Origin of the sequence: Roseovarius salis, from assembly GCF_044472985.1 — a bacterium.
GTDB classification, from domain to species: domain Bacteria; phylum Pseudomonadota; class Alphaproteobacteria; order Rhodobacterales; family Rhodobacteraceae; genus Roseovarius; species Roseovarius salis.
Genome location: NZ_JBISDG010000011.1, coordinates 56,400 through 82,114 on the forward strand (window position 1 = coordinate 56,400; position 25,715 = coordinate 82,114).

General features: G+C 68.3%; 24 protein-coding genes. 12 read left to right on the forward strand and 12 right to left on the reverse strand.

Going from position 1 to position 25,715, the window contains the following annotated elements; genetic code table 11:
* Positions 1 to 105 precede the first annotated feature (105 nt).
* From ACH13J_RS06250 to ACH13J_RS06270, 5 genes are all read left to right on the forward strand, one after another.
* Positions 106 to 498: a cytidine deaminase gene (locus ACH13J_RS06250; RefSeq protein ID WP_397542454.1), complete on the forward strand. Its 393-nt coding sequence runs from the start codon at positions 106 to 108 to the stop codon at positions 496 to 498.
* A 4-nt stretch (positions 499 to 502) separates the two neighbouring features.
* Complete coding sequence (locus tag ACH13J_RS06255) at positions 503 to 1,807, forward strand: thymidine phosphorylase (protein WP_397542455.1); 1,305 nt, start codon at positions 503 to 505, stop codon at positions 1,805 to 1,807.
* On the forward strand, positions 1,807 to 3,003 hold the full coding sequence (locus ACH13J_RS06260) for a phosphopentomutase (protein ID WP_397542456.1): 1,197 nt from the start codon (positions 1,807 to 1,809) through the stop codon (positions 3,001 to 3,003). The genes ACH13J_RS06255 and ACH13J_RS06260 overlap by 1 nt, the downstream gene beginning before the upstream one ends.
* 80 nt (positions 3,004 to 3,083) lie before the next feature.
* Entirely contained in the window at positions 3,084 to 3,716 is a 633-nt protein-coding gene (gene upp / locus ACH13J_RS06265) for a uracil phosphoribosyltransferase (RefSeq protein WP_397542457.1), read from the forward strand.
* A gap of 63 nt (positions 3,717 to 3,779) precedes the next feature.
* Positions 3,780 to 5,129: an SPOR domain-containing protein gene (locus ACH13J_RS06270; RefSeq protein WP_397542458.1), complete on the forward strand. Its 1,350-nt coding sequence runs from the start codon at positions 3,780 to 3,782 to the stop codon at positions 5,127 to 5,129.
* A gap of 24 nt (positions 5,130 to 5,153) precedes the next feature.
* Here ACH13J_RS06270 and ACH13J_RS06275 read toward each other — a convergent pair whose 3' ends face one another.
* Complete coding sequence (locus tag ACH13J_RS06275; RefSeq protein WP_397542459.1) at positions 5,154 to 6,179, reverse strand: hypothetical protein; 1,026 nt, start codon at positions 6,177 to 6,179, stop codon at positions 5,154 to 5,156.
* 270 nt (positions 6,180 to 6,449) lie between these two features.
* On the reverse strand, positions 6,450 to 8,078 hold the full coding sequence (locus ACH13J_RS06280) for an AMP-binding protein (RefSeq protein WP_397542460.1): 1,629 nt from the start codon (positions 8,076 to 8,078) through the stop codon (positions 6,450 to 6,452).
* Positions 8,079 to 8,221: 143 nt separating this feature from the next.
* Between ACH13J_RS06280 and ACH13J_RS06285 the strand changes: the two genes are divergently transcribed.
* Complete coding sequence (locus ACH13J_RS06285; RefSeq protein WP_397542461.1) at positions 8,222 to 8,869, forward strand: Type II secretory pathway, pullulanase PulA; 648 nt, start codon at positions 8,222 to 8,224, stop codon at positions 8,867 to 8,869.
* A gap of 89 nt (positions 8,870 to 8,958) precedes the next feature.
* Here ACH13J_RS06285 and ACH13J_RS06290 read toward each other — a convergent pair whose 3' ends face one another.
* From ACH13J_RS06290 to ACH13J_RS06325, 8 genes are all read right to left on the reverse strand, one after another.
* Entirely contained in the window at positions 8,959 to 11,163 is a 2,205-nt protein-coding gene (locus ACH13J_RS06290; RefSeq protein ID WP_397542462.1) for a 3-hydroxyacyl-CoA dehydrogenase NAD-binding domain-containing protein, read from the reverse strand.
* 27 nt (positions 11,164 to 11,190) lie between these two features.
* Complete coding sequence (locus tag ACH13J_RS06295; protein ID WP_397542463.1) at positions 11,191 to 12,402, reverse strand: acetyl-CoA C-acetyltransferase; 1,212 nt, start codon at positions 12,400 to 12,402, stop codon at positions 11,191 to 11,193.
* Between the two features lie 13 nt (positions 12,403 to 12,415).
* Entirely contained in the window at positions 12,416 to 13,048 is a 633-nt protein-coding gene (locus tag ACH13J_RS06300) for a glutathione binding-like protein (RefSeq protein ID WP_397542464.1), read from the reverse strand.
* A 292-nt stretch (positions 13,049 to 13,340) separates the two neighbouring features.
* On the reverse strand, positions 13,341 to 14,498 hold the full coding sequence (locus ACH13J_RS06305; protein WP_397542465.1) for an acyl-CoA dehydrogenase family protein: 1,158 nt from the start codon (positions 14,496 to 14,498) through the stop codon (positions 13,341 to 13,343).
* An 18-nt stretch (positions 14,499 to 14,516) separates the two neighbouring features.
* Positions 14,517 to 14,729 carry a hypothetical protein gene (locus ACH13J_RS06310; protein ID WP_397542466.1) on the reverse strand — a complete coding sequence of 71 codons (213 nt, stop codon included), beginning with the start codon at positions 14,727 to 14,729 and terminating at the stop codon, positions 14,517 to 14,519.
* Positions 14,730 to 14,756: 27 nt separating this feature from the next.
* Positions 14,757 to 16,553 carry an acyl-CoA dehydrogenase C-terminal domain-containing protein gene (locus tag ACH13J_RS06315; RefSeq protein ID WP_397542467.1) on the reverse strand — a complete coding sequence of 599 codons (1,797 nt, stop codon included), beginning with the start codon at positions 16,551 to 16,553 and terminating at the stop codon, positions 14,757 to 14,759.
* Positions 16,554 to 16,602: 49 nt separating this feature from the next.
* On the reverse strand, positions 16,603 to 17,001 hold the full coding sequence (locus ACH13J_RS06320) for a MerR family DNA-binding protein (protein WP_397542468.1): 399 nt from the start codon (positions 16,999 to 17,001) through the stop codon (positions 16,603 to 16,605).
* A 186-nt stretch (positions 17,002 to 17,187) separates the two neighbouring features.
* Positions 17,188 to 17,562, reverse strand: coding sequence for a MerR family DNA-binding protein (locus tag ACH13J_RS06325; protein WP_397542469.1), 375 nt, complete (start codon positions 17,560 to 17,562; stop codon positions 17,188 to 17,190).
* 122 nt (positions 17,563 to 17,684) lie between these two features.
* Between ACH13J_RS06325 and ACH13J_RS06330 the strand changes: the two genes are divergently transcribed.
* From ACH13J_RS06330 to ACH13J_RS06355, 6 genes are all read left to right on the forward strand, one after another.
* On the forward strand, positions 17,685 to 18,107 hold the full coding sequence (locus ACH13J_RS06330; protein ID WP_397542470.1) for a hotdog fold thioesterase: 423 nt from the start codon (positions 17,685 to 17,687) through the stop codon (positions 18,105 to 18,107).
* Positions 18,107 to 18,616 (forward strand): acyl-CoA thioesterase domain-containing protein, encoded by a 510-nt coding sequence (locus ACH13J_RS06335; RefSeq protein WP_397542471.1) that lies wholly within the window; start codon positions 18,107 to 18,109, stop codon positions 18,614 to 18,616. The genes ACH13J_RS06330 and ACH13J_RS06335 overlap by 1 nt, the downstream gene beginning before the upstream one ends.
* Positions 18,609 to 19,928, forward strand: a complete 1,320-nt coding sequence (locus ACH13J_RS06340) for an MATE family efflux transporter (RefSeq protein ID WP_397542472.1) — start codon at positions 18,609 to 18,611, stop codon at positions 19,926 to 19,928. Before ACH13J_RS06335 ends, ACH13J_RS06340 begins: the two co-directional genes overlap by 8 nt.
* A 115-nt stretch (positions 19,929 to 20,043) precedes the next feature.
* Positions 20,044 to 21,039 carry a glyceraldehyde 3-phosphate dehydrogenase NAD-binding domain-containing protein gene (locus tag ACH13J_RS06345; protein WP_397542473.1) on the forward strand — a complete coding sequence of 332 codons (996 nt, stop codon included), beginning with the start codon at positions 20,044 to 20,046 and terminating at the stop codon, positions 21,037 to 21,039.
* A gap of 168 nt (positions 21,040 to 21,207) precedes the next feature.
* Positions 21,208 to 22,944 carry a chloride channel protein gene (locus ACH13J_RS06350; protein WP_397542474.1) on the forward strand — a complete coding sequence of 579 codons (1,737 nt, stop codon included), beginning with the start codon at positions 21,208 to 21,210 and terminating at the stop codon, positions 22,942 to 22,944.
* A complete protein-coding gene (locus ACH13J_RS06355) occupies positions 22,931 to 23,989 on the forward strand; it encodes an extracellular solute-binding protein (protein ID WP_397542475.1) in 1,059 nt (352 codons plus the stop codon). Before ACH13J_RS06350 ends, ACH13J_RS06355 begins: the two co-directional genes overlap by 14 nt.
* A gap of 51 nt (positions 23,990 to 24,040) precedes the next feature.
* Here the strand turns inward: ACH13J_RS06355 and ACH13J_RS06360 are convergent, their stop codons facing one another.
* Positions 24,041 to 24,793, reverse strand: a complete 753-nt coding sequence (locus ACH13J_RS06360; RefSeq protein WP_397542476.1) for a methyltransferase domain-containing protein — start codon at positions 24,791 to 24,793, stop codon at positions 24,041 to 24,043.
* Positions 24,794 to 24,885: 92 nt separating this feature from the next.
* A complete protein-coding gene (locus ACH13J_RS06365) occupies positions 24,886 to 25,665 on the reverse strand; it encodes a methyltransferase domain-containing protein (protein WP_397542477.1) in 780 nt (259 codons plus the stop codon).
* Between the last annotated feature and the right edge of the window lie 50 nt (positions 25,666 to 25,715).

Below are 25,715 nucleotides of genomic sequence, written 5' to 3' on the forward strand. Positions count from 1 at the left end.
CTCGGCCGCGGCGGCCTTTTGCGGCGGCAGCTTGCATGTCCGCCGCGCGCCGCGCAATCTGAATCTGCCGGCGCCTTCGCGCGCCATGACCGCAAGGAGGTGCAGATGCCGCTTCTGGACGACGCCCGCCAAGCCCGGGAGAACGCGCATGCGCCGTATTCCGGTTTCAGCGTCGGCGCCGCCGTGCGGTCGGCCTCCGGGCGCATTTTCGTTGGCTGCAACGTCGAGAACGCCTCTTATCCGGAGGGAACCTGCGCCGAGACCGGGGCCATCGCGGCAATGGTCGCGGCGGGTGACACCGAGATTGCCGAGGTGGCCGTGATCGCGGATTCCCGCGAGCCGGTGACGCCGTGCGGCGGATGCCGGCAGAGACTGGCCGAGTTCGGCAAGGGCGACGTGCGCGTGATCATGGCGACGCTGTCGGGCGTGCAGCGGACCGCCACGTTGTCGGGGCTGCTGCCCGGCGCGTTCACCAGCCAGAACATGAGCCGCGGTTAAGGCGTTGGATGCACGGGGCATCATAGCGGCATTGCGGGATGGTCACGGGGCGACATCGCAGGAGTTCTCCTGGTTCGCCAAAGGGCTTGCGGACGGTTCTGTAAGCGATGCGCAGGCGGCGGCCTTTGCCATGGCGGTGCTGCTGAAGGGGCTGGATGCCCGGGAACGCACGGCGCTGACCCTGGCGATGCGCGACAGCGGTGACGTGCTTGGCTGGGCGCTGGACGGTCCGGTGATCGACAAGCACTCCACGGGCGGGGTCGGCGATTGCGTGAGCCTCGTGCTCGCCCCCGCACTGGCCGCCTGCGGGGCGTTCGTGCCGATGATATCGGGCCGGGGGCTTGGACATACCGGCGGTACGCTTGACAAGCTGGAGGCGATCCCGGGCTTTGCAACGGGACTCGACGCGGCGCAATTGCGCCGCGTGGTGACCGAGGCGGGCTGCGCGATCGTGGGGGCGAGCGCCCGGATCGCCCCGGCCGACCGGCGCCTTTACGCCGTGCGCGACGTGACCGCAACGGTCGAGAGCCTCGACCTCATCACCGCGTCGATCCTGTCGAAGAAACTGGCGGCCGGGCTGGATGGTCTGGTGCTCGACGTCAAGCTGGGCAGCGGTGCCTTCATGAAGCAGATCGGGCAGGCCCGCGCGCTGGCAAGGGCGCTGGTGGATACGGCCAATGCCGCCGGATGCCGGACGGGCGCTGTGATCTCGGACATGAACCAGCCGTTGGCTCCGGCTCTTGGCAACGCGCTCGAAGTTGCCTGCGCCATGCGCGTTTTGACCGGGCAGGCGGCAGGACGTCTGGCAGAGCTGACGGCGGTTCTGGGCGGGCGGGCGCTGGCCGGCGCCGGGTTGGCCGATACCTGCGAAGACGGCGAGAGGGCGGTCGCAAAGGCGATCCGCGACGGGCGCGCGGCCGAGCGGTTCGGCCGCATGGTGGCCGCGCAGGGCGGGCCCGCCCGGTTCACCGAAAACTGGGGGCGCTTTCTGCCCGAGGCGCCGGTCATCCGCGAGGTCGCGGCGACGCGCCCCGGCCATGTCGCGGCAATCGATGGCGAGGCGATGGGGCTTGCCGTGATCGCGCTTGGCGGTGGGCGTCAGGTGGAAGGCGACAGGGTCGATCCGCGCGTGGGGCTGTCCGACGTGGTCCCGCTCGGTGCGTGCGTGGAAACCGGCCAGCCGCTCGTGCGTGTCCATGCCGCCTGCGCCGGGCAGGCGGCGCAGGCCGAGGCGATGCTGCAGGCGGCGATCATCATCGGTGACGACCCGCCGGCGCTGCCGCCACTCGTTTATGAACTGGTGTCGTGATGGCGCGGGCGTTTCTGGTGGTGATGGATTCGGTCGGCATCGGCGGGGCGCCGGATGCGGGGGCGTATTTCAACAACGGTCATCCGGATACCGGGGCCAATACGCTGGCCCACGTGGCCCGGGCGTGCGGCGGGCTGCACCTGCCGCACCTTGACGGGCTCGGGCTCGGTGCCGCGCTGGATCTCGCCTCTGGCGAGACGGCGCCGGGTCTCGGGGCTGTGCCTGCGGGGCTGTGGGGCGCGGCGACCGAACGCTCCCACGGCAAGGACACCACCTCCGGCCACTGGGAACTGGCCGGTGTGCCGGTGCCCTTCGAGTGGCACCGCTTTGGCGATACCGAGCCCGCTTTCCCGCCGGAGCTTGTCGAAGCGGTCAAGCGCGCGGCGGGGACGAGCGGCATCCTCGGCAATCGCCGCGCCTCGGGCACCGAAATCATCGAGGAACTGGGCCACGCGCACATGCGCAGCGGTTGGCCGATCTGCTACACCTCGGCCGACAGCGTCTTTCAGGTGGCCGCGCACGAGGAACGGTTCGGCCTGACCCGGTTGCTTGCGCTCTGCCGGGAAATTGCCCCGATGCTTCACGAGATGCGCGTGGGCCGCGTCATTGCCCGCCCGTTCCGGGGCGACGAGCCCCATGGCTTCACCCGCACCGCCAACCGGCGCGACTTTTCCATGCGGCCCCCCGCGCCGACGTTGTGCGACTGGGTGCGATCGGCGGGCGGGCGCGTGCACGCCATCGGCAAGATCGGTGACATATTCGCCATGCAGGGCATCGACGACGTGGCGACCGGACCTGACAGCGAGCTGATGGCACACCTTTCGCGCATGGTGGCAACCGCCGAGCCGGGCAGCCTGACCTTCGCCAATTTCGTGGAATTCGATTCCCTGTACGGCCACCGCCGCGACGCGGCAGGCTACGGCGCTGCGCTGGAACGGTTCGATGCCGGGATCGGTGCGATCCTGCCGCACCTTGGTGCCGGCGATCTGATGATCGTGACCGCCGATCACGGCAACGATCCCACCTGGCGCGGCACCGATCACACCCGCGAGTGCGTGCCGGTGCTGGTGGCCGGCGGGGGGCGCGGCGGGATCGGCCGTGTCGGTTTCGTGGATGTTGCGGCCAGCGTGGCCGCGCATCTGGACCTGGCGCAGGCGGGGCCGGGGCGCAGTTTCCTGCCCCGCGGAACGAGCTAGACCACCACTCTGGCGTTGCCCCCGGGGCGGCTTTCTGGAAAACAGGCGGAAAGCGAAACGCGCACGGGACGGATACCGACATGAAAGAGCACCTTACAATCGTCCAGCATCCGCTGGTTCAGCACAAGCTGACGCTGATGCGCGAAAAGGATACGTCCACCGCCGTGTTCCGCCAGCTCCTGCGCGAGATCAGCCAGTTGCTCGCCTACGAGGTGACACACGAGTTGCCGATGACCACGCGGCACATCGAGACGCCGCTCGAGGAGATGGATGCGCCGGTGCTCGACGGGCGCAAGCTGGCGCTCATCTCGATCCTGCGCGCGGGCAACGGTCTGCTCGACGGGATGCTGGAGCTCATTCCCTCGGCCCGCGTGGGTTTCGTCGGTCTTTATCGGGACGAGGAGACGCTGAAACCCGTCAAGTATTATTTCAAGGTGCCCGAGCTTCTGGGCGAAAGGCTGACGATACTCGTTGATCCTATGCTGGCCACGGGCAATTCCTCGGCCGCCGCGGTGGACATGATCAAGCAGGCCGGCGCGCGCGACATCCGTTTCCTGTGCTTGCTGGCCGCGCCCGAGGGCGTGGCACGGATGAAGGCGTCGCACCCGGACGTGCCGATCGTGACGGCGGCGCTCGACGAGCGGCTCAACGAAAAGGGATACATCCTGCCGGGGCTGGGGGACGCGGGCGACCGTATGTACGGCACCAAGTAGGGAAAACCTGTTTACGGACACGATATTATCGGGCAATCTATCCCCATAAGTTCTGGGGGAAAAATGAGACTTGCAAGCGTTCTGGCGACGGCTGCCATCGTCGTGTCTTGCGGGGCTGCTACGGTGCAGGCCCAGTCATCCGACAAGATCGTGCCGGCGGAATTTCCGCCGGACGGCTACCAGGGGCGTCAATACGTCGACAGCAAGGGCTGCGTGTTCATCCGCGCCGGGGTGGACGGCAATGTGACGTGGGTGCCGCGCATGACGCGGAGCCGCGAGCATATCTGCGGTTTCAAACCGACGCTGACCGCATCGGCGCGGCCGGACACCCCCGCCCCACGGCCCGCCGCCGAGAGCGAGCCGGAGCCCGCGGCCAAGCCGGCACCGCGGACGGCCGCGGTCGAGCAGGCGCCCGACCCAAAGCCGCGCGCGGCCCGTGCCCCGTCCTACCGCAGGGCGCCGGCTCCGCCGGCCGCGCCGGTCAAGCCGAAAGCGCCGGAAAAGGCGGTTGCGAAGCCCGACAACAAGCGCGTCGTTTCCGCCGTGTGCCGCGGGGCGAGCCCGCTTTCGCAGAAATACATCAACACCAGCACCGGTCTGAGCGTGCGGTGCGGTCCGCAGAGCGCGCCGCACGTGACTTACAAGAGCGGCGCGCGGACGACCGCGGCGCCGGTCCGCGACACGTCGCGCAAACCCGCTTATACCACCGTCCCGCGCGCGGGGGCGACAGGCTACCGCACCGGTCCGGCAAGGGTGGCGCCCAAGCGGGTTTACGAAAGGCAGCTGGCCAGCACGCGTGGCGTGCGCGTGCCTGACGGCTATGCCCCCGTATGGGAGGATGATCGCCTGAATACAAGGCGCGCGCACCAGACGCTTGCGGGCAAGGCGCAGATGGATCTCGTCTGGACCAAGACAGTGCCGCGCCGCCTTATCATCCGTGAGACCGGCCAGGTGGTAACACGCCACTACCCCGGCCTGCGCTATCCCTACACCAGCTATGCCGAGCAGAAGTCTGCGCTGGCCGGCGTGTCCACCCGCGGCACGACGCGCCACGCGGGCGCGGCGCAAGGCCAGCATCCGTCGGCCCGAAATGCGCCGGCACCGGCGCGGCAGACCGCGGCGGCGCGCGTCTCCACCCGGTCCGCACCCGCGCAGGCCGAGACAACGCCGCGGGCGGAATCGGCCAGCCATCGCTACGTCCAACTCGGCGCCTTTCCCGATCCGGACCACGCCATGCGTGCCGCCAAGCAGGTCGCCAATTCGGGCCTGCCCGCACGAATGGGCGATATCACCCGCAACGGCAAGGATTACAAGATCGTCCTTGCCGGCCCGTTCGAGACGCAGGCGCAGTTGACGGCCGGGCTGCAACGTGTGCGCGGCATGGGATATTCCCGGGCGTTCCTGCGCAAGTGACCGCAGGGGCATCTGCGGCGGCGTTCAGCCGCCGCAGATGCCCTGCAGGCGCAACCAGTCGGCGTCGCGCATCGCTGGCTGCGGTATCTCGGTCGCGTAAGGATCGGCCTCGATCAGCCCAAGCGTCGTCTCGCCCGAGATATCCACCGCGTAGGCGTATGGCGTGGACCGCACGCCCCAGGCGGCGAACCCGGTGAGCAGAAGTTGTTCGTCGACGGGCGGCCGGTCGGCGGTCAGCAAGGTCTCGGCGTACTCCCGCAGGGTGTCCTCACCCAGTTCGCCCGTGGTCAGAAGCCGGAAGCTCGCCCAGACGGAGCTTTCCTTGAGTAGCTTGGCAAGCGGGTCCGTCGTCTCGGCCCGCAGCCTTTCGGCGATCAGGTATCCGGCGACCACATCGGGCTCCTCGTGGTCCTCGACGAGCGACCGGCCGAGCAGGATCCTCCCGCCGGGCAGGTGCACGGTTTCGCGGACGCCGTCACGCATCACGGCCAGCGCCCCGCCACCGTCGGGACCGGGGATCCGCGCCGCCAGCCGTTCCAGCGCCTCGTCCCCGCCCGGCGCGCCGCAGGGCGGTCCCGCGACCCGCTGGATCTGTCGGAAAAGCGCGTCGCCGATCTCGTCGCGCTTGACGTCCGGCACCACGGATACGGCGTGGCGGCGCAGCGCCTGCGGCAGCCACGTCACCGCCGCCGCCAGAACCGCGGCGATCACCGCGAGCAGAACGACCAGCCGCAGCCGCCCCGGATGGGGCCTGCGCCTGTCGATCACCGTGCGCAGCGTCTCGATCGCGGCGATCATCTCGGTTTCGTCCGCGGCCAGTTCCAGCGTTTCGCCGGGATCGCCGTCAGGGTGATAGATCGCCGGTTGCCGGCCGGGATTGGCCCGTTCCACGGCCGCGAGCGACCAGTGCGCGAGGGCACGTTCCTGCATGTCGCTGATCACCAGCGTGGCATCGCCGATCGAGACGATCACGTCGGCCCGCTGCGCCTGCGGCGAGGCGCGCCACAACCCCGACGCTTCCAGCCGTTGGTACTGTTTCAATGCGGTCATGAGACCGGGCCTGCTCTGCCTCTTTTGCAGTCAGCTTAGCACGCGGGCATGGCAGGCGGCAATTGCCGGGTGGCAAGGGGATGGCGGCTTGTCATTGATGCGACGGGCAGGAGCGCGGATCTCCAGGGACCGGCGCATCGACCCCAAGCGGAGCATGCGGCCTTTACGTTACGCGCATGAAACGGCCGCGGCCCGCCCGCCCGTTCGCGATACCGCACGACGCGCCGGCGGCCTGAGAGTCGCCCGGCCCCTCTGGCCCGGGCGCGCGCCTCAGGCGGCCTCGGCGATCTTGCGCAGTTCGAATTTCTGGATCTTGCCGGTCGAGGTCTTGGGCAACTCGCGGAACACCACCTTCTTGGGCGTCTTGAAGCCGGCCAGCCTTTCGCGGGCAAAGGCGATCAGGTCGGCCTCGGTGACGGTGGCGCCGTCCTTGACCTCGACGAAGGCGCAGGGCACCTCGCCCCATTTCTCGTCCGGTTTCGCCACCACCGCGCAGAGCAGCACGGCGGGGTGTTTCATCAGCACCCCCTCGATCTCGATCGAGCTGATGTTCTCGCCGCCCGAGATGATGATGTCCTTGGCGCGGTCGGCGATCTTGAGATAGCCGTCGGGATGCTGGATGGCGATGTCGCCGGAATGGAAATAGCCCCCGCGGAACGCCTCTGCCGTCGCCTCTGGATTCTTGAGATATCCTTTCATCACCGCGTTGCCCCGGATCATGATCTCGCCCTGGCTTTCGCCGTCCATCGGGATCTGGGTCATGCACTCGGGCTCCATGGCGGTGATATCCTCCATCATGGGCATCAGCACCCCGGTGCGCGCCTTGATGGCATAGCGGTCGTCGTCCGCCAGGCTGTCCCACTCGGATTGCCAGATGCATTCCGTGACGTGTCCGTAGGTCTCGGTCAGCCCGTAGACCTGTGTGACGTTGAAGCCGAGCGGCTCTATCGCGGCGAGCGTGGCGGCGGGCGGCGGGGCACCTGCGGTGAACACCTCGACCACGTGATCGAAGGGGCGGCGCTCCTCGTCGCGGGCGTTGACGATGGCGTTCAGCACGATGGGCGCCGCGCCGAAATGGGTCACCCCCTCGTCGGCGATGGCGTCGTAGATGTTCTTGGCGGTGATGTCGCGGCAGCAGATCACCGTGCCGCCCACCATCGGCACCGCCCAGACGTGGTTCCAGTTGTTGCAATGGAAAAGCGGCACGATGGTCAGGTACTTGACGCCGCGGGGCAGGGGCCAGCTCACGGCCGTGCCCATGGTCATCAGATAGGCGCCGCGGTGGTGACAGACCACGCCCTTGGGCCGTCCGGTGGTGCCGGAGGTGTAGTTGAGGGCAAGGCTTTCCCACTCGTCGGCGGGCATGATCCAGTCGAATTCCGTGTCGCCGGAGGCCAGCAGCTCCTCGTAGGCCATGTGGTTGCCGGTCGCGGCAAGCCCGGCCTGTTCGTCGGGCACCTCAACGATGGTCGGGGCCGGGCCCTCCATCCGCTCAACAGCGGCCAGCGCGACGGGCAGAACCTGGCTGTCGACCAGCACGACCTTCGCCTCGCCGTGGCCGAAGATGTAGGACACGGTGTCGGCCTCCAGCCGCGTGTTGATCGTGTTCAACACCGCGCCGCAGGCGGGCACGCCGAAATGTGCCTCGGCATGGGCGGGAACATTGGGCAGCAGCGTGGCCACCACGTCGCCCGGCTCAACTCCCAGCCTGGCCAGGCCCGAGGCCAGCCGCGTGCAGCGTTCGTGGTACTCGGCATAGGTCTTGCGGAAGCCGCCATAGACAACGGCATCCTCCCGCGGAAAGAGCCGGGCGGCACGCCGGAGATGCGACAGCGGGGTCAGCGGCACGAAATTCGCCGCGTTCTTGTCGAGACCGGTTTCGTCCCTCATCCATCCCATGTGGCGTCCTCCCCTTGGCCATGTCCTGCATCAAGCCGGATATTGCGCATTTGTGCCGAAATGGCAAAGAAAATTGCGGGGTTGACGCCTGCTCGCGTGTCCGTGCCTTCCGCCGGGATGCGTCATGGCCTAGCCTGCGACGCATGATCATCTCTCCGGGCCGCAATTACATCTTCGTGCACATTCCCAAGACGGGGGGAACGTCGCTTTCGCTGGCGTTGGAGGGGCGGGCGATGAAGGATGACATCCTGATAGGCGACACGCCCAAGGCAAGGAAACGGCGGCGCCGGCTTCGCGGCGCGCGGGCCGCCGGGCGGCTTTGGAAGCATTCCACGCTGGCCGATATCGAGGGGCTGGTCAGCCGCGAATTCGTCGCCGGGGCATTCGTTGTCACCATGGTGCGCAACCCTTGGGACCGCGCGGTCAGCTATTACCGCTGGCTGCGCGTGCAGGGCTTCGACCACCCCGCGGTGCGGGCGGCCAAGGCATCGGATTTCAGCGGCTTCCTCAATACCCGCCATACCCGGAACGCGTTGCGCGCCAACCCTTGCGGCCGTTACGTCACCCGCCCGGACGGGGTGGAACACTGTAACGCGTTCATCCGGCTTGAACGATTCGAGACGGACGCCGCCCCGCTGTGGGATCACCTCGGCTTCCGCCTGCGGCTGCCGCGCTGCAACGCGTCCGACCGGCGCGCGGATTATCGCGGTTACTACTCCGACGCGGACGCGGCATTGCTGGCCGAGCTGTGCGCCGAGGATATCCGCCGCTTCGATTACGATTTCGGCTGAGTGCCGCGCCACGTTTTCATCTTGCCCGAAATACTCCGGGGGAGTCCGGGAAAATCCGAGGATTTTCCCGGACGGGGGCAGCGCCCCCTTCAGGCGGCCGCGTTCGCGGCGACGCCGAAGCGGCCGTGGAAAGTGTCGCCGTTGCTTGCCATCTCGCGCAGCAGCGCGGGGGGCTCGAAGCGCCGGCCGAACCGGTCGCGCAGCGTCTCGCAGCGCTCCACGGCGTAGGCCGCCCCGAGCATGTCCAGCCATGAGAACGGACCGCCCGACCATGGTGCGAAGCCCCAGCCTAGGATGGCGCCCACGTCGCCCTCGCGAATGTCCTCCAGCACGCCTTGTTCCAGTGCGCGCACCGCTTCCAGCACCTGCGCGAACATCAGCCGGTGCTGCACCTCGGTCAGGTCGGGCTGCTCCCGTGCACGGGGGAACTTCTCGGCCAGCCCCGGCCAGTAGCCAACGCGCTTGCCCTTCTCGTCGTAGTCGAAAAAGCCGGCGCCGGCCTTGCGGCCCAGCCGGCCCTCGCCCTCCATCCAGAAGATCACCTCGTCCACGGCCGCGTCGGGGTAGTCGTCGCCCATGGCCGCCCTGGTGGCCCGCGCGATCCTGGCGCCGAGGTCGATGCTGGTCTCGTCGACCAGCTGCAGCGGCCCCACGGGGAAGCCCAGTTGCCGCGCGGCGTTGTCGATCAGCGGCGGCGCGACCCCCTCGGCCACCATGCGGATGCCTTCGTTGATATAGGGGATGATGCAGCGGTTGGCGTAGAAGAAGCGCGCGTCGTTCACCGCGATCGGCGTCTTGCGGATCTGCCGGACGTAATCGAGCGCCTTGGCCACCGCCCGGTCGCCGGTCTGCGTCCCCTTGATGATTTCCACCAGTTGCATCTTCTCGACCGGCGAAAAGAAGTGGATGCCGATGAACTGTTCGGGCGTGTCGGAGGCCTTGGCCAGATCGGTGATCGGCAGGGTGGAGGTGTTGGTGGCGAATATGCAGTCGTCGCCCACATGCGCCAGCGCCTGTTTCGTCACCTCGGCCTTCACCTTCGGGTCTTCGAACACGGCCTCGATGATCAGGTCGGCCCCGTCCAGCGCCGCGTAATCTGTGGTGGCGGTGATGCGGTCCAGCGTGGCCTGCTTTTTCTCTTGGGTGGCCTTGCCGCGCTTGATCCCCTTGTCCATGTAATCGGCGGTATGGGCGCGGCCCTTGTCGGCCGCCGCCTGGTCCTGGTCGATCAGCACGACCTCCATCCCGGCCTGCGCGGAGACCAGCGCGATGCCCGCGCCCATCATGCCCGCGCCCAGCACGCCCAGTTTCTTCACCTTCTGGTCGGGCACGTCCGGCCGGTTCGCGCCCTTTTCCAGCGCCTCCTTGTTGATGAAGAGCGAGCGGATCATCGCCCCCGAGGACGGATCCATCATGACGTTGGTGAACCAGCGCGCCTCGATCCTGAGTGCCGTGTCGAAAGGCACCAGAGCCCCCTCGTAGACCGCACTCAGCAACGCCTTGGCGGCCGGAAAGGCGCCCTGCGTGCGCCCGTTGACCATGGCGCTGGCCCCCACGAAGGTCATGAAGCCGGAAGGGTGGTAGGGCGCCCCGCCGGGCATCTTGTAGCCTTTCTCATCCCACGGCTTGACGATGTCCTTGTCGCCGGCCTGCAGCACCCATTCCCTGGCCTTGTCCAGCAGCTCGTCCGCCGGCACCACCTCGTCGATCACGCCGGCGGATTTCGCCTTCTTCGGATCGTTGAGCTTGCCCTCCAGCAACAGCGGGCTGGCGCCCATGGCACCCAGCTTGCGCACCAGCCGGGTGGTGCCGCCCATGCCGGGGAAGATACCGACCATGATCTCGGGCAGGCCGATCTTGGCAGATGGGTTATCGGCGGCGAAGACGCGGTGGCAGGCCAGCGGAATCTCCAGCCCGATGCCGAGCGCCGTGCCGGGCAGGGCGGCGGCGACCGGCTTGCCGCCCCTGTTCCTGTCGTCCATCCCCGCGCGCTCGATCTTGCGCAGGATGGCATGCATGCGCATGAGCCCCTCGAAAAGCCCCCTGGCCGGGTCGTCCCCGGCCTCGTCCTTCATCCGGGCGATGGCGTTGAGGTCCATGCCGCCGGCGAAGCTGTCCGGCTTGCCGCTGGTGATGACGATGCCCTTGACGGCGTCGTCGGCCAGCGCGTCGTCGACCAGCGTCTCCAGGTCGTGGAACCCCTGCTCGGTCATCACGTTCATGGACTTGCCCGCGGTGTTCCAGGTGATCACCGCGACGCCGTCGGTGTCCTTTTTCATCGTGAAATCGGTCATTCCGGATACCTCCTGTCTGTCGCGGCGTTACACGCGCTCGATGATCGTGGCCGCGCCCATGCCCGAGGCGACGCAGAGCGTGGCAAGCCCCGTCTCTTTGTCGGCGCGTTCCATCTCGTCCAGCAGCGTGCCAAGGATCATCGCCCCGGTCGCGCCGAGGGGATGGCCCATGGCAATGGCGCCGCCGTTCACGTTCACCCTGTCCTGGTCCACGCCGAATGCTTGGCAAAAGCGCAGCACGACGGCCGAGAACGCCTCGTTCACCTCGATCAGGTCGATGTCGGACATCTCCATGCCGCTGTCGGCCAGCGCTTTCTCGGTCGCCGGCACGGGGCCGGTCAGCATGATGGTGGGGTCGGTGCCGATCTTGGTGGTCTGGCGGATGCGGGCGCGGGGGGTGAGTCCGTATTGCTCGCCGAAGTCCTTCGAGCCGATCAGAAGCCCCGCCGAGCCGTCCACGATGCCCGAGGAATTGCCGGCGTGATGGATGTGCTCGATCCGCTCCAGATGCGGGTACTTGAGCTTGGCCACCGCGTCGAAGCCCGGCATCTGCTCGCCCATCTCCTTGAAACTGGGCGAGAGGCTGCCGAGGCTCTGCATGTCCGTATCCGGGCGCATGTGCTCGTCATGGTCGAGGATGGTGAGACCGTTCTGGTCTTTCACCTCGATCACGGAGCGCGCGAAGCGCCGCTCGGACCAGGCCTGCGCTGCGCGTTTCTGCGATTGCACCGCGTAGGAATCGGCATCGTCTCGCGAGAAGCCGTACTCGGTGGCGATGATGTCCGCGGCGATCCCCTGGGGAACGAAGTAGCTCTCCATGGCCACCGAGGGGTCGACGGCGATCGCCGCGCCGTCGCTGCCCATCTGCACGCGGCCCATCATCTCCACCCCGCCGGCGATGTAGGCCTCTCCGGCCCCGGCCCGGACCTGGTTGGCCGCGAGGTTGGCCGCCTCCAGGCCGGAGGCGCAGAAACGGTTGATGGCCAGCCCCGGGATCGCCTCGTCGAGATCGGAGGCCAGCACCGCCGTGCGCGCCAGGCAGCCGCCCTGCTCGCCGATCTGGGTGACGTTGCCCCAGATCACGTCCTCGACCGCCCGACCGCCGAGCCCGTTGCGGTCCTTCAGCGCGTTGAGCACCTGTTTCGACAGGCTGAGCGCGGTCACCTCGTGCAGGGCACCGTCCTTGCGGCCCTTGCCGCGGGGCGTGCGAACGGCGTCGTAGATATACGCGTCTGTCATGTCGTCTCCTTTCTCAGGCCCGGTCGGCGGGGGAGCCGGGCATCAGGTCGTAGGGATGTTTCCAGCCCGGCGTGCCCTCGATGTTCGTCAGCCACCGGTCGATATTGGACCACTCGGCGCGGTCAAAGCCGAAGGGCTCGGGGTAGAACAGGTAACCGCAGCAGCTCAGGTCGGCGTTGCTCATCTCTTCGCCCACGATCCAGTCGCGCCCCTGCAGATGCGAGTCCAGCGTCTTGTAGGCACCCTTCAACCGCCCCTGAAGGAAGGCGATGACCTCGGCCGGGCGTTTTTCCTCGGGCATGAAGTTCATCAGGAAACGCGTCATGCCCGCCTGGCTCGACAGCTTGTGATTGTCCCACAGCACCCAGCGCAGCACCTCGTAGCGTTCCCCGGGCGCGCCGCCAAACCGGCCTGTCCGGTCCGTGATCCATTGCTGGATCGCGCCCGACTGGGTCAGGCGGAAATCGCCGTCCTCCAGCACGGGCACCTCGCCCATCTCGTTGAGCGCGCGGTAGTCGGCGGTGCGGGTGGCGCCGCCGAAGAAATCCACGAAAACGGGCTCCCATTCGAGGCCGGATAGCTCGAGCGCCAGGGCGGCCTTGTAGGCATTGCCCGATTCGCCGAAGCAGTGCAGCTTGATGGTCATGGTCCTGGCCTCCTTGCGTTCGCGTTGTCCGTGCCCGCCGGCGTGGGGGTTTCACACCCCCACACCCCCGTGGAGTATTTCGGGCAAGATGAAGGGGGGCGTTCACCGAACGTTAACGTCAATGCGGTTGTCTTGCCCGTGCGGTACAGGCTGGAGAGCCGATGACCGCGCAAGGTGAAGCCCTGTCCCGGTCCGGATGCCACGCGGCCGGCGGCCGGGGCAGGGTGATCCGCGGCTTCATCTTGCTCCAAATACTCCCGCCGGAGGCACCCCGGCCCTGCCGCGTGTACCGTCATTGTCTCGTTGCCTCCCCGGTGAAGCCGCGGGCGATCAACTCCTTCATGATCTCGTTGGCGCCGCCGTAGATACGCTGCACCCGTGCGTCGGCCCACATGTTCGCGATGTCGTACTCGGCCATGTAGCCGTAGCCGCCATGCAACTGCACGCACGCGTCCAGCACCTCGAACTGCGTGTCGGTGAGCCAGTACTTGGCCATCGCCGCCGTCTCGACCGTGAGCGCGCCGGCGATGTGCTCGGCGATACACGTATCGAGGAAGGCGCGAGCGACCCTTGTCTTGGTCAGGCATTCGGCCAGCGCGAACCGCGTGTTCTGGAACTGCATGACCGGGCCGCCGAAGGCCTGCCGCTCGTTCGCGTAGCGAATGGTGCGCTCTACCCCGCCCTCCATCGCGCCCTGCGCGCCGCAGGCGATGATCAGCCGCTCCTGCGGCAGCTGTTCCATCATCTGGTAGAACCCGCGGCCCTCGACCCCTCCGAGGATGTTCTCGGGCGGGATTTCCACGTCGTCGAAGAACAGCTCCGAGGTGTCCGCGGCATGGTTGCCGATCTTTTCGAGGTTGCGCCCGCGCGAGAAGCCTTCGGCGCCGGCCGTCTCGATCGCCACCAGCGAGGTGCCCTTGGCGCCCGCGTTCGGGTCGGTCTTGGCGGCGACGAGGATCAGGTCGGCATGCTGGCCGTTGGTGATGAAGGTTTTCTGCCCCGAGAGGCGGTAGGTGTTGCCGTCGCGCGAGGCGCGGGTCCTGATCCCCTGCAGGTCGGAGCCGGCGGCGGGTTCGGTCATGGCCAGCGCGCCGACCATCTCGCCCGAGGCCATTCTCGGCAGCCAGTCGCGCTTCTGCTCCTCCGAGCCGTAGGCGAGGATGTAGTGCGCCACGATACCGGAATGGATAGGGTTGCCCCAGCCGGCGATGTTGGCCCGCGACTGTTCGATGCAGATGACCGCCTCGTGGCCGAAATCCCCGCCGGCGCCGCCGAACTCCTCGGGGATGGAGGGGCAGAGCAGCCCCAGCGCGCCGGCCTGCTGCCAGGTCTCGCGGTCCATCTGCCCCGCGCGGCGCCAGCGGTCGAGATGGGGCACCCATTCCTCGGCGAAGAATTTCGCCGCCATTTCCCCGAGCATCCTGTGCTCGTCCGTCATCCATGCGGACATGCTTCTCCTCCCTCGATGCTACCGCTTGCGCGACTCCAGCTCGGAATTGAACAGCCGCAGGCGGTGGGTCAGCGCCTCGGTGTCGGTCACGCTGTCGAAGTTCTCGAACAGGAACGACAGCGCCTCGCCCTCGTCGAGCCCCGCCTCCTGCGCGAAGCGCCGCAGCCGGCGATACCCGTCCTCGGTCATCGCGGCGTTGAAGCGGCGGGTGAGGCGGAAGCGCTTGGGCATGGTCTCCTCCTTCTTCCGGTTTGGCGGTCAGCCCGCGGCCCCGGCGAACTGGCCCGGCTCAAGCGCCATGACCGTGTCTGCGCCTGCCTCGATGCGCGCGCGATGCGTCGCCGTCACGGGCAGGTGGCGCGCCATGTAGTGCCGGCCGGTGGCGATCTTGGCCTCGAGGAAGGCGGTGTCGGGCGCGCCCTCGGCAAGCCGGGCCCGCGCCGCGTGCGCCATTCGCGCCCACATCAGCCCCAGGCAGACATGGCCGAAAAGATGCATGAAATCGTAGGCGCCTGCCAGCGCGTTGTTCGGTGTCTTCATGCCGTGCTGCATGAAGTAGGTGCCCGCGGCCTGCAGATCCTTGCTGGCAGACTTGAGCGGGTCGAGGAACTGCCGGTCGAAATCGTCGTCGCTGCCGGCGGTGTCCTTGCTGTAATCATTGACCATGTCGAAGAAGGCCATGATCGCCTGGCCGCCCTGCTGGGGCAGCTTGCGGCCCACCAGATCGAGCGACTGGATGCCGTTGGTGCCCTCGTAGATCATGGTGATCCGGGCGTCGCGCACGAACTGCTCCATCCCCCATTCCCGCACGAAGCCGGAGCCGCCCAGTGTCTGCTGTGCCAGCACGGTGGTCTCGAACCCCTTGTCGGTGAGAAAGCCCTTTATGACCGGCGTTAGCAGCGAAATCATCTGCTCGGCCTCCGCGTCGCCGGCGCGGATGTGGGCGTCGATCATCCGGGCGCCCCAGAAGGTGAAGGCGCGTGCGCCTTCGACGAAGGCCTTCTGGTCCATCAGGTTGCGGCGCACGTCGGGGTGCACGATGATCGGGTCGGCGGGCTGGTCGGGCGCGTGCGCCCCCGTGACGTCGCGGCCCTGAAGCCGGTCGAGCGCGAAGGCCAGTGCGTTCTGGTAGGCGACCTCGCCCTGGGCGTAGCCCTGCAGCCCGACGCCGATGCGCGCTTCGTTCATCATGGTGAACATCGCGCGCATGCCCTTGTGCGGCTCGCCCACGAGGTAGCCTGTGGCCCCGTCGTAGTTCATCACGCAGGTGGCATTGCCGTGAATGCCCATCTTGTCCTCGAGCCCGCCGCAGGAGAGCGCGTTGCGCGCGCCGAGGCTGCCATCGGCGTTGACCAGGAATTTCGGCACGATGAACAGCGAGATGCCCTTGGTGCCGCCGGGCGCGTCGGGCAGCTTGGCCAGCACGAGGTGGACGATGTTCTCGGTCAGGTCGTGTTCACCGGCCGAGATCCAGATCTTCTGGCCCGTCACGCGGTACGTGCCGTCATCGGCCGGTTCGGCCCTGGTGCGGATGAGGCCGAGATCCGTGCCGCAGTGCGGTTCGGTCAGGTTCATCGTGCCGCCCCACTCGCAGGTGGCGAGCTTGGGCAGGTAGGTCCGCTTTTGCTCGTCGCTGCCGTGGGCGTGAATGGCGTTGTAGGCGCCGTGCGTCAGGCCCTGGTACATGTTGAAGGCCATGTTGGCGGAGCTGAACATCTCGCCCACCGCCGTGGAAACGAGATAGGGCAATCCCTGCCCGCCATACTCGGGGTCGCAGTCGAGCGCGGGCCAGCCGCCCTCGCGCACCTCGTCGAAGGCCTCCCTGAAGCCGTCGGGCGTGCGCACGGCACCGTTTTCCAGCGCGCAGCCCTGCGCGTCACCGACCGGGTTGAGCGGCGCCAGCACCTCGGCGGCGAGCTTGCCGGCCTCTTCCAGTACAGCGGCGGTGAAGGCGCGGTCCAGCTCCTCGTAACCGGGGATGTCGGTCTCGCCGACTTGGAGCACGTCGTGCAGAACGAACTGCATGTCCTTGGTGGGCGGGGTGTAAATCGGCATCTCTGTCTCCCTCGTCGGTGCGGATGCGGCCGATGATCCGCTTGTCCGGCTAGTCCGTTTCGCTGGATTGGCGGATCGAGGCGATCATCTTTTCGCCCCAGCGCATTTGCTCGCGCAGATCGGCGATTGCCGCATCCAGCTCGTCACGCTGGCGCTCGAGGTCGGCGAGCCTCTCACGCGCCAGGTTATAGGTGCGCGTGAGCTGCGTGAACTGCTGGTCGCCCTTGTCGTAAAGGTCCAGCAACTGGCGGATATCCTCGAGGCTGAAGCCGAAGCGCTTGCCGCGCAGGATGAGTTTCAGCCGCGCGCGGTCCCGCTTGGTGAAAAGGCGCTTTTGCCCCTGACGTCGCGGCGACAGCAGTTCCTTGGCCTCGTAGAACCGCAACGTCCGCGGCGTGACGTCGAAGGCATCGCACATTTCCCGGATTGTCATCGTCTCTTCGCTCATGACGCCTGTCTGGTGTCGTGGTCCGTGGCCCACAGCTGCGCATTCGGGCCAACCGATACAACAGGCGCCCCGCTTTACGTAACTGCTACGTCACGTCACTTTGGGTCAGGGGGCTGGTGACGCCACGTCACGCAGCGGCCGGGCCGGGCGTGCGGCCGGCGACAGGGCGGTCAGTTCCGAAGGCGGTCAGTCCTGCGCGAGATCACGGGCCACGCCGTTGCGGGTCTCCCTCAGTTCGGCCATCGCCTGCTCCAGCTGGTCGCGTTGCTGCGCAAGCTCCTCCAGCTTGCGGTCGGCCAGCTCGATCCAGCTCTGCATTTGCGCCTTGGTACCCTTTTTCTCGTAGATCTCGAGCCACTGGCGGATTTCCTCCAGCGCAAAGCCCCACCGTCGGCCGCGGCGGATCAGGGTCATGCGCGCCACCTCGCGCGGGCCGTAATACCGTGCGCGGCCCTGCCGCTCCGGGCTGAGCAGCTCGATGTACTCGTAGTAGCGCAGGGTGCGCGGGGTCACCTCGAACTCCGCGCACATCTCCTTGAACGAAAGACGGGTTTGCGGCATCACTTCGCCTCTTTCCGGCCGCTACCTAGACCGTCGCGTCCGGCAGGGCAACAGCCGCCCTTGAAGCCGGGGACGGTTCCGGCTCATAAAGGGCGCGGCACCGCGCCCGGACGAGGATGGCCATGACCGCCGACAGCAAGAAGCTCGCAGAACAGTTCATCCAGGCGATCCCGCATTCGCGGGCGCTGGGCATGGAAGTGACACGGATCGAGGAGGGCCGGGCCGAGATCGCGATGGATTATGACGCCCGTTTCGTGGGTGATCCAAGGACCGGCGTGATACATGGCGGGGCCGTCTCGGCGCTGATGGACACCTGCTGCGGCGCGGCGGCGATTAGCCATCCGGCCAATGGCGGCTCCACGGCGACGATCGACCTTAGGATCGACTACATGCGCCCGGCCACCCCGGGACAACGGATTCGCGCGCAGGCGGAGTGCTACCATGTCACGCGCTCTGTCGCCTTCGTTCGGGCGAGGGCCATGGATGACGACGACGATCGCCCGGTCGCCGCCGCGACCGGCACCTTCACCACGGGAAACGAATGATGGCCCGTCAGCGCCCGGAACCCGTGCAGGTGGTCAAGCAGCGCCGCGACGCCGCGCTCAAGGCGCTGGTGGACGGTGTGCCCTACATCCGTTTCTTAGGCATCGAGTTCGACCGGCGCGGGGACGAGTTGACCGCCGTGATGCCCTTCGACGACAGCCTGATCGGCAATCCCCGCCTGCCGGCCCTGCATGGCGGGGCGACAGCCGCCTTTCTCGAGGTGTCCGCCATCATCGGGCTGAGCTGGGCGATCCTCTGGGACGAGATCGAGAGCGGTCGGCTCGATCCCGAGATGCTGGTATCGGGCGAGCTGCCCAACCTGCCCAAGACCATCGGGTTCACTGTCGACTACCTGCGGTCCGGGTTGCCGCGTGACGCCTACGCGCGTGCCCGCGTCAACCGGTCCGGGCGGCGCTATGCCAGCGTGCATGTCGAGGCATGGCAGGATAACCGCGCCCGTCCCTTTGCGCAGGCGACCGGGCATTTCCTCATGCCAAGGAGCGATGGCTGAGCGCGAGGGCGCGGTCACGCACCGGCGCGTGCTCCGGATCGCCCTGCCCATCGTCATCTCCAACGCGACGGTGCCGATCCTGGGCACGGTGGATACCGGTGTCGTGGGCCAGATGGGCCAGGCGGTGCCGATCGGCGCGGTGGGCATCGGCGCGATCATCCTGACGGCGGTTTACTGGGTCTTCGGGTTCCTGCGGATGGGCACCACCGGGCTGACCAGCCAGGCCCATGGCGCGGGTGAACGCGCCGAGGTCGCGGCGATGCTGACGCGGGCCACCATGATCGGGCTGGCCGGGGGGCTGTTGTTCATCCTCTTGCAGGCACCGGTTTTCGACGTCGCCTTCTTGGTCGCCCCCGCCAGCGCCGAGGTCGAAACGCTCGCGCGCGAGTACATGGCCATCAGGATCTGGAGCGCACCTGCGATCATCTCGATCTACGGGGTAACTGGCTGGCTCATCGCGCAGGAGCGCACGGCCGCCGTGCTGGCGGTGCAGGTGCTCATGAACACTCTGAACATCCTGCTCGACCTGTGGTTCGTGCTGGGGCTCGGCTGGGGGGTCGAGGGGGTCGCGCGGGCGACCTTCATCGCCGAGTGGGCGGGGCTGGCGCTCGGGCTTTGGCTGTGCCGCGATGCGCTCGCGGTGCGGGCATGGCGCGACTGGCCGCGCGTGTTCGACCCTTTGCAGCTCAGGCGCATGGCCAGCGTCAACCGCGACATCCTGCTGCGGTCGCTGATGCTCCAGGGCATTTTCGTCTCCTTCCTGTTCCTGGCCAGCGATTTCGGCGACGTGACGCTGGCGGCCAACCAGGTGCTGCTGCAGTTCCTGCACGTGACCGCCTATGCGCTCGACGGGTTCGCCTTCGCCGCCGAGGCGCTGGTGGGGCAGGCCGTTGGGCGGCGCGACGCGTGCGTGCTGCGGCGGGGCGCACTGCTCACCAGTTTCTGGGGCGGGGTGATCGTGCTGGTGCTGGCGGCGGTGTTCGGCGTGTTCGGCGGGGCCGTCATCGACCTGATGGCCAAGGCGCCCGAGGTGCAGGCGGCGGCGCGCGCCTATCTGGGATACATGGTGCTGGCGCCGGTCGCGGGGCTGGCCGCGTGGATGCTCGACGGCATCTTCATCGGCGCCACGCGGGCCCGCGACATGCGCAACATGATGGCTGTCAGCCTTGCCGTCTACGTCGCCGCGGTGGCCGCGTTGGTGCCCGTCCTGGGCAATCACGGGCTCTGGCTGGCCCTGCTGATCAGCTTCGTGGCGCGGGGCGTGACGCTGGGGGTGCGCTACCCGGCGCTCGAGGCGGGGCTGAGGCCCTGACGGGGGGCGACGTCGCGCAAGAATTTGATCAAATTTCGTTTCACCGGGTGGCGAATCCCGCGGCGCGGGGTGACAGTCCGTCTCCCGGTCCTTCTGCCTGCAACGGGTTTGCCTGATGCCTGAGCCTTCCATTCGTGTCGCGATCAACGGGTTCGGCCGGATTGGCCGAACGCTTCTGCGCATCCTCCTGCGCGAGGCGCCCGACATCGAACTGGCACTCATCAACGATATCGAACCGTTGGAAACCTGCGCCTATTTGTTCGAGTACGACAGCGTTTTCGGTCCGTGGCGCGGGGATGTGCGGACCGGACCGGGCACGCTCGTGGTCGATGGCCGGGCGATTCCGTTCCATGCCGAACCCGATCTGCGGGCGCTCGACCTGTCCGGCGTCGATCTCGTGCTGGAATGCACCGGCATGGGCGGCAAGCGCGCCGTGGCCGAGCGCGGGCTCGCCGCGGGGGCGGGCGCGGTACTCGTCTCCGGCCCCTCTGCCGAGGCGGATATCACCGTGGTGATGGGCGCCAACGAGGCCCGGCTCGGCGATGAGCGGATCGTGTCCAACGCCTCGTGCACGACCAACGCGCTGGCGCCGCTTGTGCGGGTGCTGGACACGGCGTTCGGCGTCGAGAGCGGCCAGATGACGACGGTGCACTGCTACACCGGCAGCCAGCCGACGGTGGACAAGCCCCGCGGCGCCCCGGAACGCAGCCGCGCCGCCGCGCTGTCGATGGTGCCCACCACCACCAGCGCCCAGCACCAGACCGGTCTCGTGCTGCCGCACATGAACGGGCGGATCGAGGCGCGCGCGATCCGCGTGCCCACGGCCAGCGTCTCGGCCATCGACCTGACGGTCCAGACGCGCATGCCGGCAACCGTTCGCGCGGTCAATGCCGCGCTGCAGGAGGCCGCCGCCGGCTCCGCCGTGTTCGGCTGGACCGACGCGCCGCTGGTCAGCGCGGACCTGCGCGGGCGTCCCGAATCGATCATCATGGTGGGGCCGGAAACCTCTGTCTCCAGCGGCGGGCTGTTGCGCGTTTTCGGCTGGTACGACAACGAGTGGGGCTTTTCCTGCAGGATGCTCGACATGGCCCGCCGGATTGCGCGCCGCTAGCCGGCACGGCCCCGGCACACAGCCTGCCGGCGTTTCTTCTTGGACGAAATACCCCGGGGGAGTCGCCCGCAGGGCGACGGGGGCAGCGCCCCCGGCACGGGTCGCCCCGCGCGCCGGCCCCGGGGCTTGTCTTGCCGCGGTCGCAGAATCGTTCAAGACTCTCCGCCAATGACAGCGACGACGCAGGATGCCACGGCCCACCCGGTCGCGAGGATGGCGGTGCTAACCGTCACGGCGCTGGTGATCGGGGCGCTGGCCTCGCTGGCCGCCATCGCGCTGGTGGAGGTCGTATCGGCGCTGAACGCGGGGTTGCTGGTCTCGCCCCGGGCACGCGTGCAGTGGGAGCAGACCCCGCGGCTGGTCATGGTGGCGACCGTTCTGGTGCCCACGCTCGGGGGGCTTCTGGTGGGGCTGGCGCACCGCTACCTGTCGCCTGCGGGCCGCCCGCTGGGCCCGCCCGACGTCATCGCGGCGGTACAGTTCCGTGACCCGCTGCCGGGGTTGCGCAGCGGGCTTGTGTCCACCGCGACGGCGGCGCTGTCGCTCGGTGCCGGGGCGTCCGTGGGGCAATACGGGCCGATGGTGTATCTCGGTGCGTTGATCGGCGGCGCGGCCCGGCGGCTGCGCGTGGGCGTGCCGAACCTGCCGGCCATAGCGATCAGCTGCGGCGTGGCCGCGGCCATCGCGACCGCTTTCAACGCGCCCGTCGCCGGGCTGGTCTTCGCCCACGAGGTCGTGCTGCGTCACTACGCCACGCAGGCCTTCGCGCCGGTCACGGTCGCCTCGGCCACGGGCCATGTCATGGCCAACGTGATCTTCGACCGCCCGGCGCTGTTCCTCGTGGAATTCGGTGGCGTCGAGAACGGGCACGAATTCGTCCTGTTCGGGGTGCTGGGCATTCTGGTGGCGCTGGCAGCGGTCGGGTTCATGCGGCTGCTGCTGCGGGTGGGGCAGGGCCTTGCCGTTGCGCCGCTGCCGGCGGCGTTGCGCCCTGCGGCGGCCGGTCTGGCGGTGGGGCTGACGGCGCTGTGGTTGCCCGATGTTCTGGGTATCGGCACCGAGACGCTGCGATTCGCCACCATCGAGGGGGCGTTCGGGCAGGGCGAGCTTGTGGTGCTGATCGCGGCCAAGATCGTTTTGACGGCGCTGTGCATCGGGGCGGGGTTCTCGGGCGGAGTGTTCAGCCCGGCTCTGCTGATCGGCAGCCTGATCGGCGCGCTGTTCTGGTCGCTGGCCGCCGGGACGGCCGGGGTGCCCACATCCGGCGTGGCGGTTTATGCCATCGGCGGCATGATGGCCTTTGCCAGCGCCGTGATCGGGGCACCGCTCACCTGCATCCTGATCGTGTTCGAACTGACGCGGAACTATGACGTGACCATCGCCGCGATGGTCGCGGTGGTGTTTTCAAACCTCGTGGCGCACCGGCTGTTCGGGCGGTCGCTTTTCGACGTGCAGCTACGGGCGCGGGGCGTGGACTTTTCCCGCGGGCGCGACCGGGCGCGGCTGGCCGCGCGCAAGGTGGTGGAACTGGCCGCGCAGAACGCGGTGACGGCGCGGACGGATGAGAATGCGGAGTGCGTGCGGCAGAGGCTGGCCACCCATGGATGGCGCGAGGCATTCGTGACCGACACCCACGGGCGGTTCGCCGGGGTCTTCACGGGCGACGGGGATAGCGGGGATACCGGCCCGGTCCGCGGACGGGTGCGCGCGCCCGCCCGCGTGTTCGACGAGCATACCGACATCGCCGCGGCGATGGAGCGGCTGCGCGGATTCGTCGGCGATGCCGTGCCCGTCGTGGAGCGGGAGACGGGCCGTTACCTCGGCGCGGTGGCCGAGGCCGACGTGGTCGCCGCCTATCTCGACGAATCCGACCGGCTGAGGAAGGAGGAGAATGCGGCGCTTTAGGATCATGATCGCCGTGCTTGCCTTTGCCGCCCCCGCCGGGGCGCAGGACCTGACCGTTGCCAGCTGGGGCGGCGCCTACGAGGCGGCGCAGCGGGTGGCGGTGTTCGCGCCTTACGAGGAACGCGTCGGCGCGCAGGTGACGATGGTGCAATATGATGGCACCGCCGCGGCGCTGGCCGAGAGGGCCGGGCCGGAGGGCTGGGATCTCGTCGACATGCTGTCCGACCAGGCGCGGGCGGCGTGTTCGGCGGGCGATTTGCTCGAGATCGATGCGCGGGCACTGCTCGGCCGCGCGGCCGTGCGCGATTTCGCGCCGGCCGGCCCGACGCGCTGTGCCATCCCCCAGAATGTCTATGCCCGGGTCATGGCCTATGACGAGCGTGCCTTTCCGGGGCTGAAGCCCACGCGCATCGCCGATTTCTTCGACACCGGGCGGTTCCCGGGGCCGCGCGCGGTGCAGAAGAGTCCCGATGGAATCCTCGAATGGGCGCTTTTGGCCGAGGGCGTGCCGCCCGAACAGGTCTACGGGCTGCTCAGCACCGACCGGGGGCTGCGCCTGGCCTTTCGCCGCCTCGACGCGATCCGCGAGGATATCGTCTGGTGGACCGACCCGGCCCGCCCGGTCGAGATGCTGAAATCGGGTGCGGCGGTGATGGCGGCAGGGTACAACGGGCGGTTCTTTTCGATGGCCGAATCCGGCGCGGCGCCGGTCAACATCGTCTGGGACGGCCGGATCAACGGGGTGGAGGTCTGGGCGATCCCTGCGGCAAGCGACGCGCCCGGCGACGCGCTGGACCTGCTGGCCCACGCGGTGAGTCCCGCCTCGATGGCGCGGCTGGCCGAGCGCATCCCCTACGGCCCGGCGCGGCGCTCGGCTTTCGCGCGCATCGGCCTCAACCCGGGGACGGGCACGCCCATGCGCGCCCACCTGCCCAATGCACCACAGCACGGCGACCGCGTGCTGGTGCGGGATCCGCAATGGTACGCCAACACGCGGGCGCTGCGGCAGCGCAGGTTCGAGGCGTGGCTGGCCGGGGGCGACTGACCCGCGCGGGCAAGTCCATCTCCGCGCCGGGCCACATCCGTCCGGGACCGGTCAAGAGGCCGTGTCGCCCTGCCACCGTTCCACGTAGTCCGTCTGGTAGACCTTGCGCCCCTGTTCCGGCGTCCTCTGGGGTTTCCTGACGGCGTAGTTCAGGATGATGGGTGCATTGGGCGGCAGGTCGCCGCTCAGCCGCGGCCGGATGCCGGTGACATTGGGGTTCGTTGTCGTGACGACCCGCCGGGCGAGATTGGGCCGCAGCGGCTGCAGCGACACGTGCAGCACCTCGTATCCCATGGCTTTTTCCCAGAAGCCGTGGACGATTTCGGGCGTGACCTGGTAGAAGCCGTGGTTGACCCAGTTGTTGCAGGGCGAATGCGCCACCAGCGTCCCGCCCGGCCGCAGCATCCGGTGGATGTTGCGATAGGCGGCCGGCAGGTCGAAGATGTGCTCGCACGTCCCCCCGTCATAGACGGTGTCGAAGCGCGCCTCCAACGCGGGCGGCAGCGGCGTGCCGAGGTCGTGGATCACGCTCGCCCCCTCGAAGGCGGAGACGTCCATGGAGTCGACCGTGTCGAAGCCGAGCGCGCGGAAGAACGTCTCGGAGTACTCGTCGTCCTCGTTCCTCAGGCTGTCCTCGGTCCGGCCCGGCAGGTAGGTGTGCAGCGTCTCGGCGAGAAGTTCCGCGCTGGCGCCCCGCCGCGACCCGATCCATCGCTGCCGTCCGAGCATGACGAAATCGCCGCGCAGCCCGTGCGTGAAACACGTCTCGATGAACCGAGCGATCAGCGTGTCGGGGAGTGCCATTGCGGGGTCAGCCTCACGTCCTGTCCGGGGCAACTCGGCCCCAAAATACCGGCCGGTGCAACGCGTGCCCGGCCGGTGCGCGCGGCGCGGGCTCAGCCCGGCTTGCGGCCCCGAATATGGTGGGGGCAGTGCTCGCCGCTTTGCAGCACGCCCACCAGCTTGGTCCAGGTGTCCACCTGCCCCGCGATGAACTCCGTGCCGTGTCGGGTCTCGAGGTCCGGGCGGTCCGGCCCGGTCAGCCATGCCAGCTCGCCGGAGGCGACCTCGGCATACCACGGGTTGCGGTTGACCAGTTCGACATCCTCGAATCCGGCCGCTTCCATTGCTTGCCGGTAGCTCGCGGGCGAGGACATGGCGAAATCCAGCGCCTCGGCTTCGATATACGCCTTCATCTCGTCCGATGGCGGGCCGTCATGCGAAATGAGCCAGTCGGAGGCGGCAAACCGCCCGCCGGGACGCAGAACGCGGAAAGCCTCGGCGGCCATCGCGGCCTTGTCGGGGATGTGGATGATCGAGTCCTTGGAAAAAACGATGTCGAAGCTGGCGTCGGGATACGGAAACGGGCCGGGGTCGACCTTCTCGATCGTGATCTTGTCGGACAGCCCGGCCTCGGCCACCCTGTCGCGGGCGGCGGCGCAGACCGGGTCCTCGACGTCGATGCCGGTGACATGGGCGGCGCCGTGGTCGCGTGCCAGCAGGATGGCGCAGGCGCCCGATCCGCAGCCGATATCCAGCACGTGCTTGCCCTTTACCTCGACCCCGTCGAGCACGCGGCCCACCTCGTCGGGGCCGCCGGGTGAAAGAAAGCCCTTGCCCCAGATTTCCTCGAGAAAGGCGATGTGCTGGTCGTCGTAAAGAATGTCCTCTGACATGGTTTCCTCCTGTTGGTTGCGTGGTGCCCCGTTGTCCGGGGTGTTGGTGT

Coding starts and splice junctions, on each gene's coding strand:
- ACH13J_RS06335 (WP_397542471.1), top strand. CDS start 18,107: ATGGCCCGTCAGCGCCCGGAACCCGTGCAGGTGGTCAAGCAGCGCCGC.
- ACH13J_RS06320 (WP_397542468.1), bottom strand. CDS start 17,001: ATGAGCGAAGAGACGATGACAATCCGGGAAATGTGCGATGCCTTCGAC.
- ACH13J_RS06325 (WP_397542469.1), bottom strand. CDS start 17,562: ATGCCGCAAACCCGTCTTTCGTTCAAGGAGATGTGCGCGGAGTTCGAG.
- ACH13J_RS06330 (WP_397542470.1), top strand. CDS start 17,685: ATGACCGCCGACAGCAAGAAGCTCGCAGAACAGTTCATCCAGGCGATC.
- ACH13J_RS06355 (WP_397542475.1), top strand. CDS start 22,931: ATGCGGCGCTTTAGGATCATGATCGCCGTGCTTGCCTTTGCCGCCCCC.
- ACH13J_RS06250 (WP_397542454.1), top strand. CDS start 106: ATGCCGCTTCTGGACGACGCCCGCCAAGCCCGGGAGAACGCGCATGCG.
- ACH13J_RS06315 (WP_397542467.1), bottom strand. CDS start 16,553: ATGCCGATTTACACCCCGCCCACCAAGGACATGCAGTTCGTTCTGCAC.
- ACH13J_RS06275 (WP_397542459.1), bottom strand. CDS start 6,179: ATGACCGCATTGAAACAGTACCAACGGCTGGAAGCGTCGGGGTTGTGG.
- ACH13J_RS06285 (WP_397542461.1), top strand. CDS start 8,222: ATGATCATCTCTCCGGGCCGCAATTACATCTTCGTGCACATTCCCAAG.
- upp (WP_397542457.1), top strand. CDS start 3,084: ATGAAAGAGCACCTTACAATCGTCCAGCATCCGCTGGTTCAGCACAAG.
- ACH13J_RS06295 (WP_397542463.1), bottom strand. CDS start 12,402: ATGACAGACGCGTATATCTACGACGCCGTTCGCACGCCCCGCGGCAAG.
- ACH13J_RS06340 (WP_397542472.1), top strand. CDS start 18,609: ATGGCTGAGCGCGAGGGCGCGGTCACGCACCGGCGCGTGCTCCGGATC.
- ACH13J_RS06360 (WP_397542476.1), bottom strand. CDS start 24,793: ATGGCACTCCCCGACACGCTGATCGCTCGGTTCATCGAGACGTGTTTC.
- ACH13J_RS06270 (WP_397542458.1), top strand. CDS start 3,780: ATGAGACTTGCAAGCGTTCTGGCGACGGCTGCCATCGTCGTGTCTTGC.
- ACH13J_RS06290 (WP_397542462.1), bottom strand. CDS start 11,163: ATGACCGATTTCACGATGAAAAAGGACACCGACGGCGTCGCGGTGATC.
- ACH13J_RS06365 (WP_397542477.1), bottom strand. CDS start 25,665: ATGTCAGAGGACATTCTTTACGACGACCAGCACATCGCCTTTCTCGAG.
- ACH13J_RS06280 (WP_397542460.1), bottom strand. CDS start 8,078: ATGGGATGGATGAGGGACGAAACCGGTCTCGACAAGAACGCGGCGAAT.
- ACH13J_RS06305 (WP_397542465.1), bottom strand. CDS start 14,498: ATGTCCGCATGGATGACGGACGAGCACAGGATGCTCGGGGAAATGGCG.
- ACH13J_RS06300 (WP_397542464.1), bottom strand. CDS start 13,048: ATGACCATCAAGCTGCACTGCTTCGGCGAATCGGGCAATGCCTACAAG.
- ACH13J_RS06310 (WP_397542466.1), bottom strand. CDS start 14,729: ATGCCCAAGCGCTTCCGCCTCACCCGCCGCTTCAACGCCGCGATGACC.
- ACH13J_RS06350 (WP_397542474.1), top strand. CDS start 21,208: ATGACAGCGACGACGCAGGATGCCACGGCCCACCCGGTCGCGAGGATG.
- ACH13J_RS06260 (WP_397542456.1), top strand. CDS start 1,807: ATGGCGCGGGCGTTTCTGGTGGTGATGGATTCGGTCGGCATCGGCGGG.
- ACH13J_RS06345 (WP_397542473.1), top strand. CDS start 20,044: ATGCCTGAGCCTTCCATTCGTGTCGCGATCAACGGGTTCGGCCGGATT.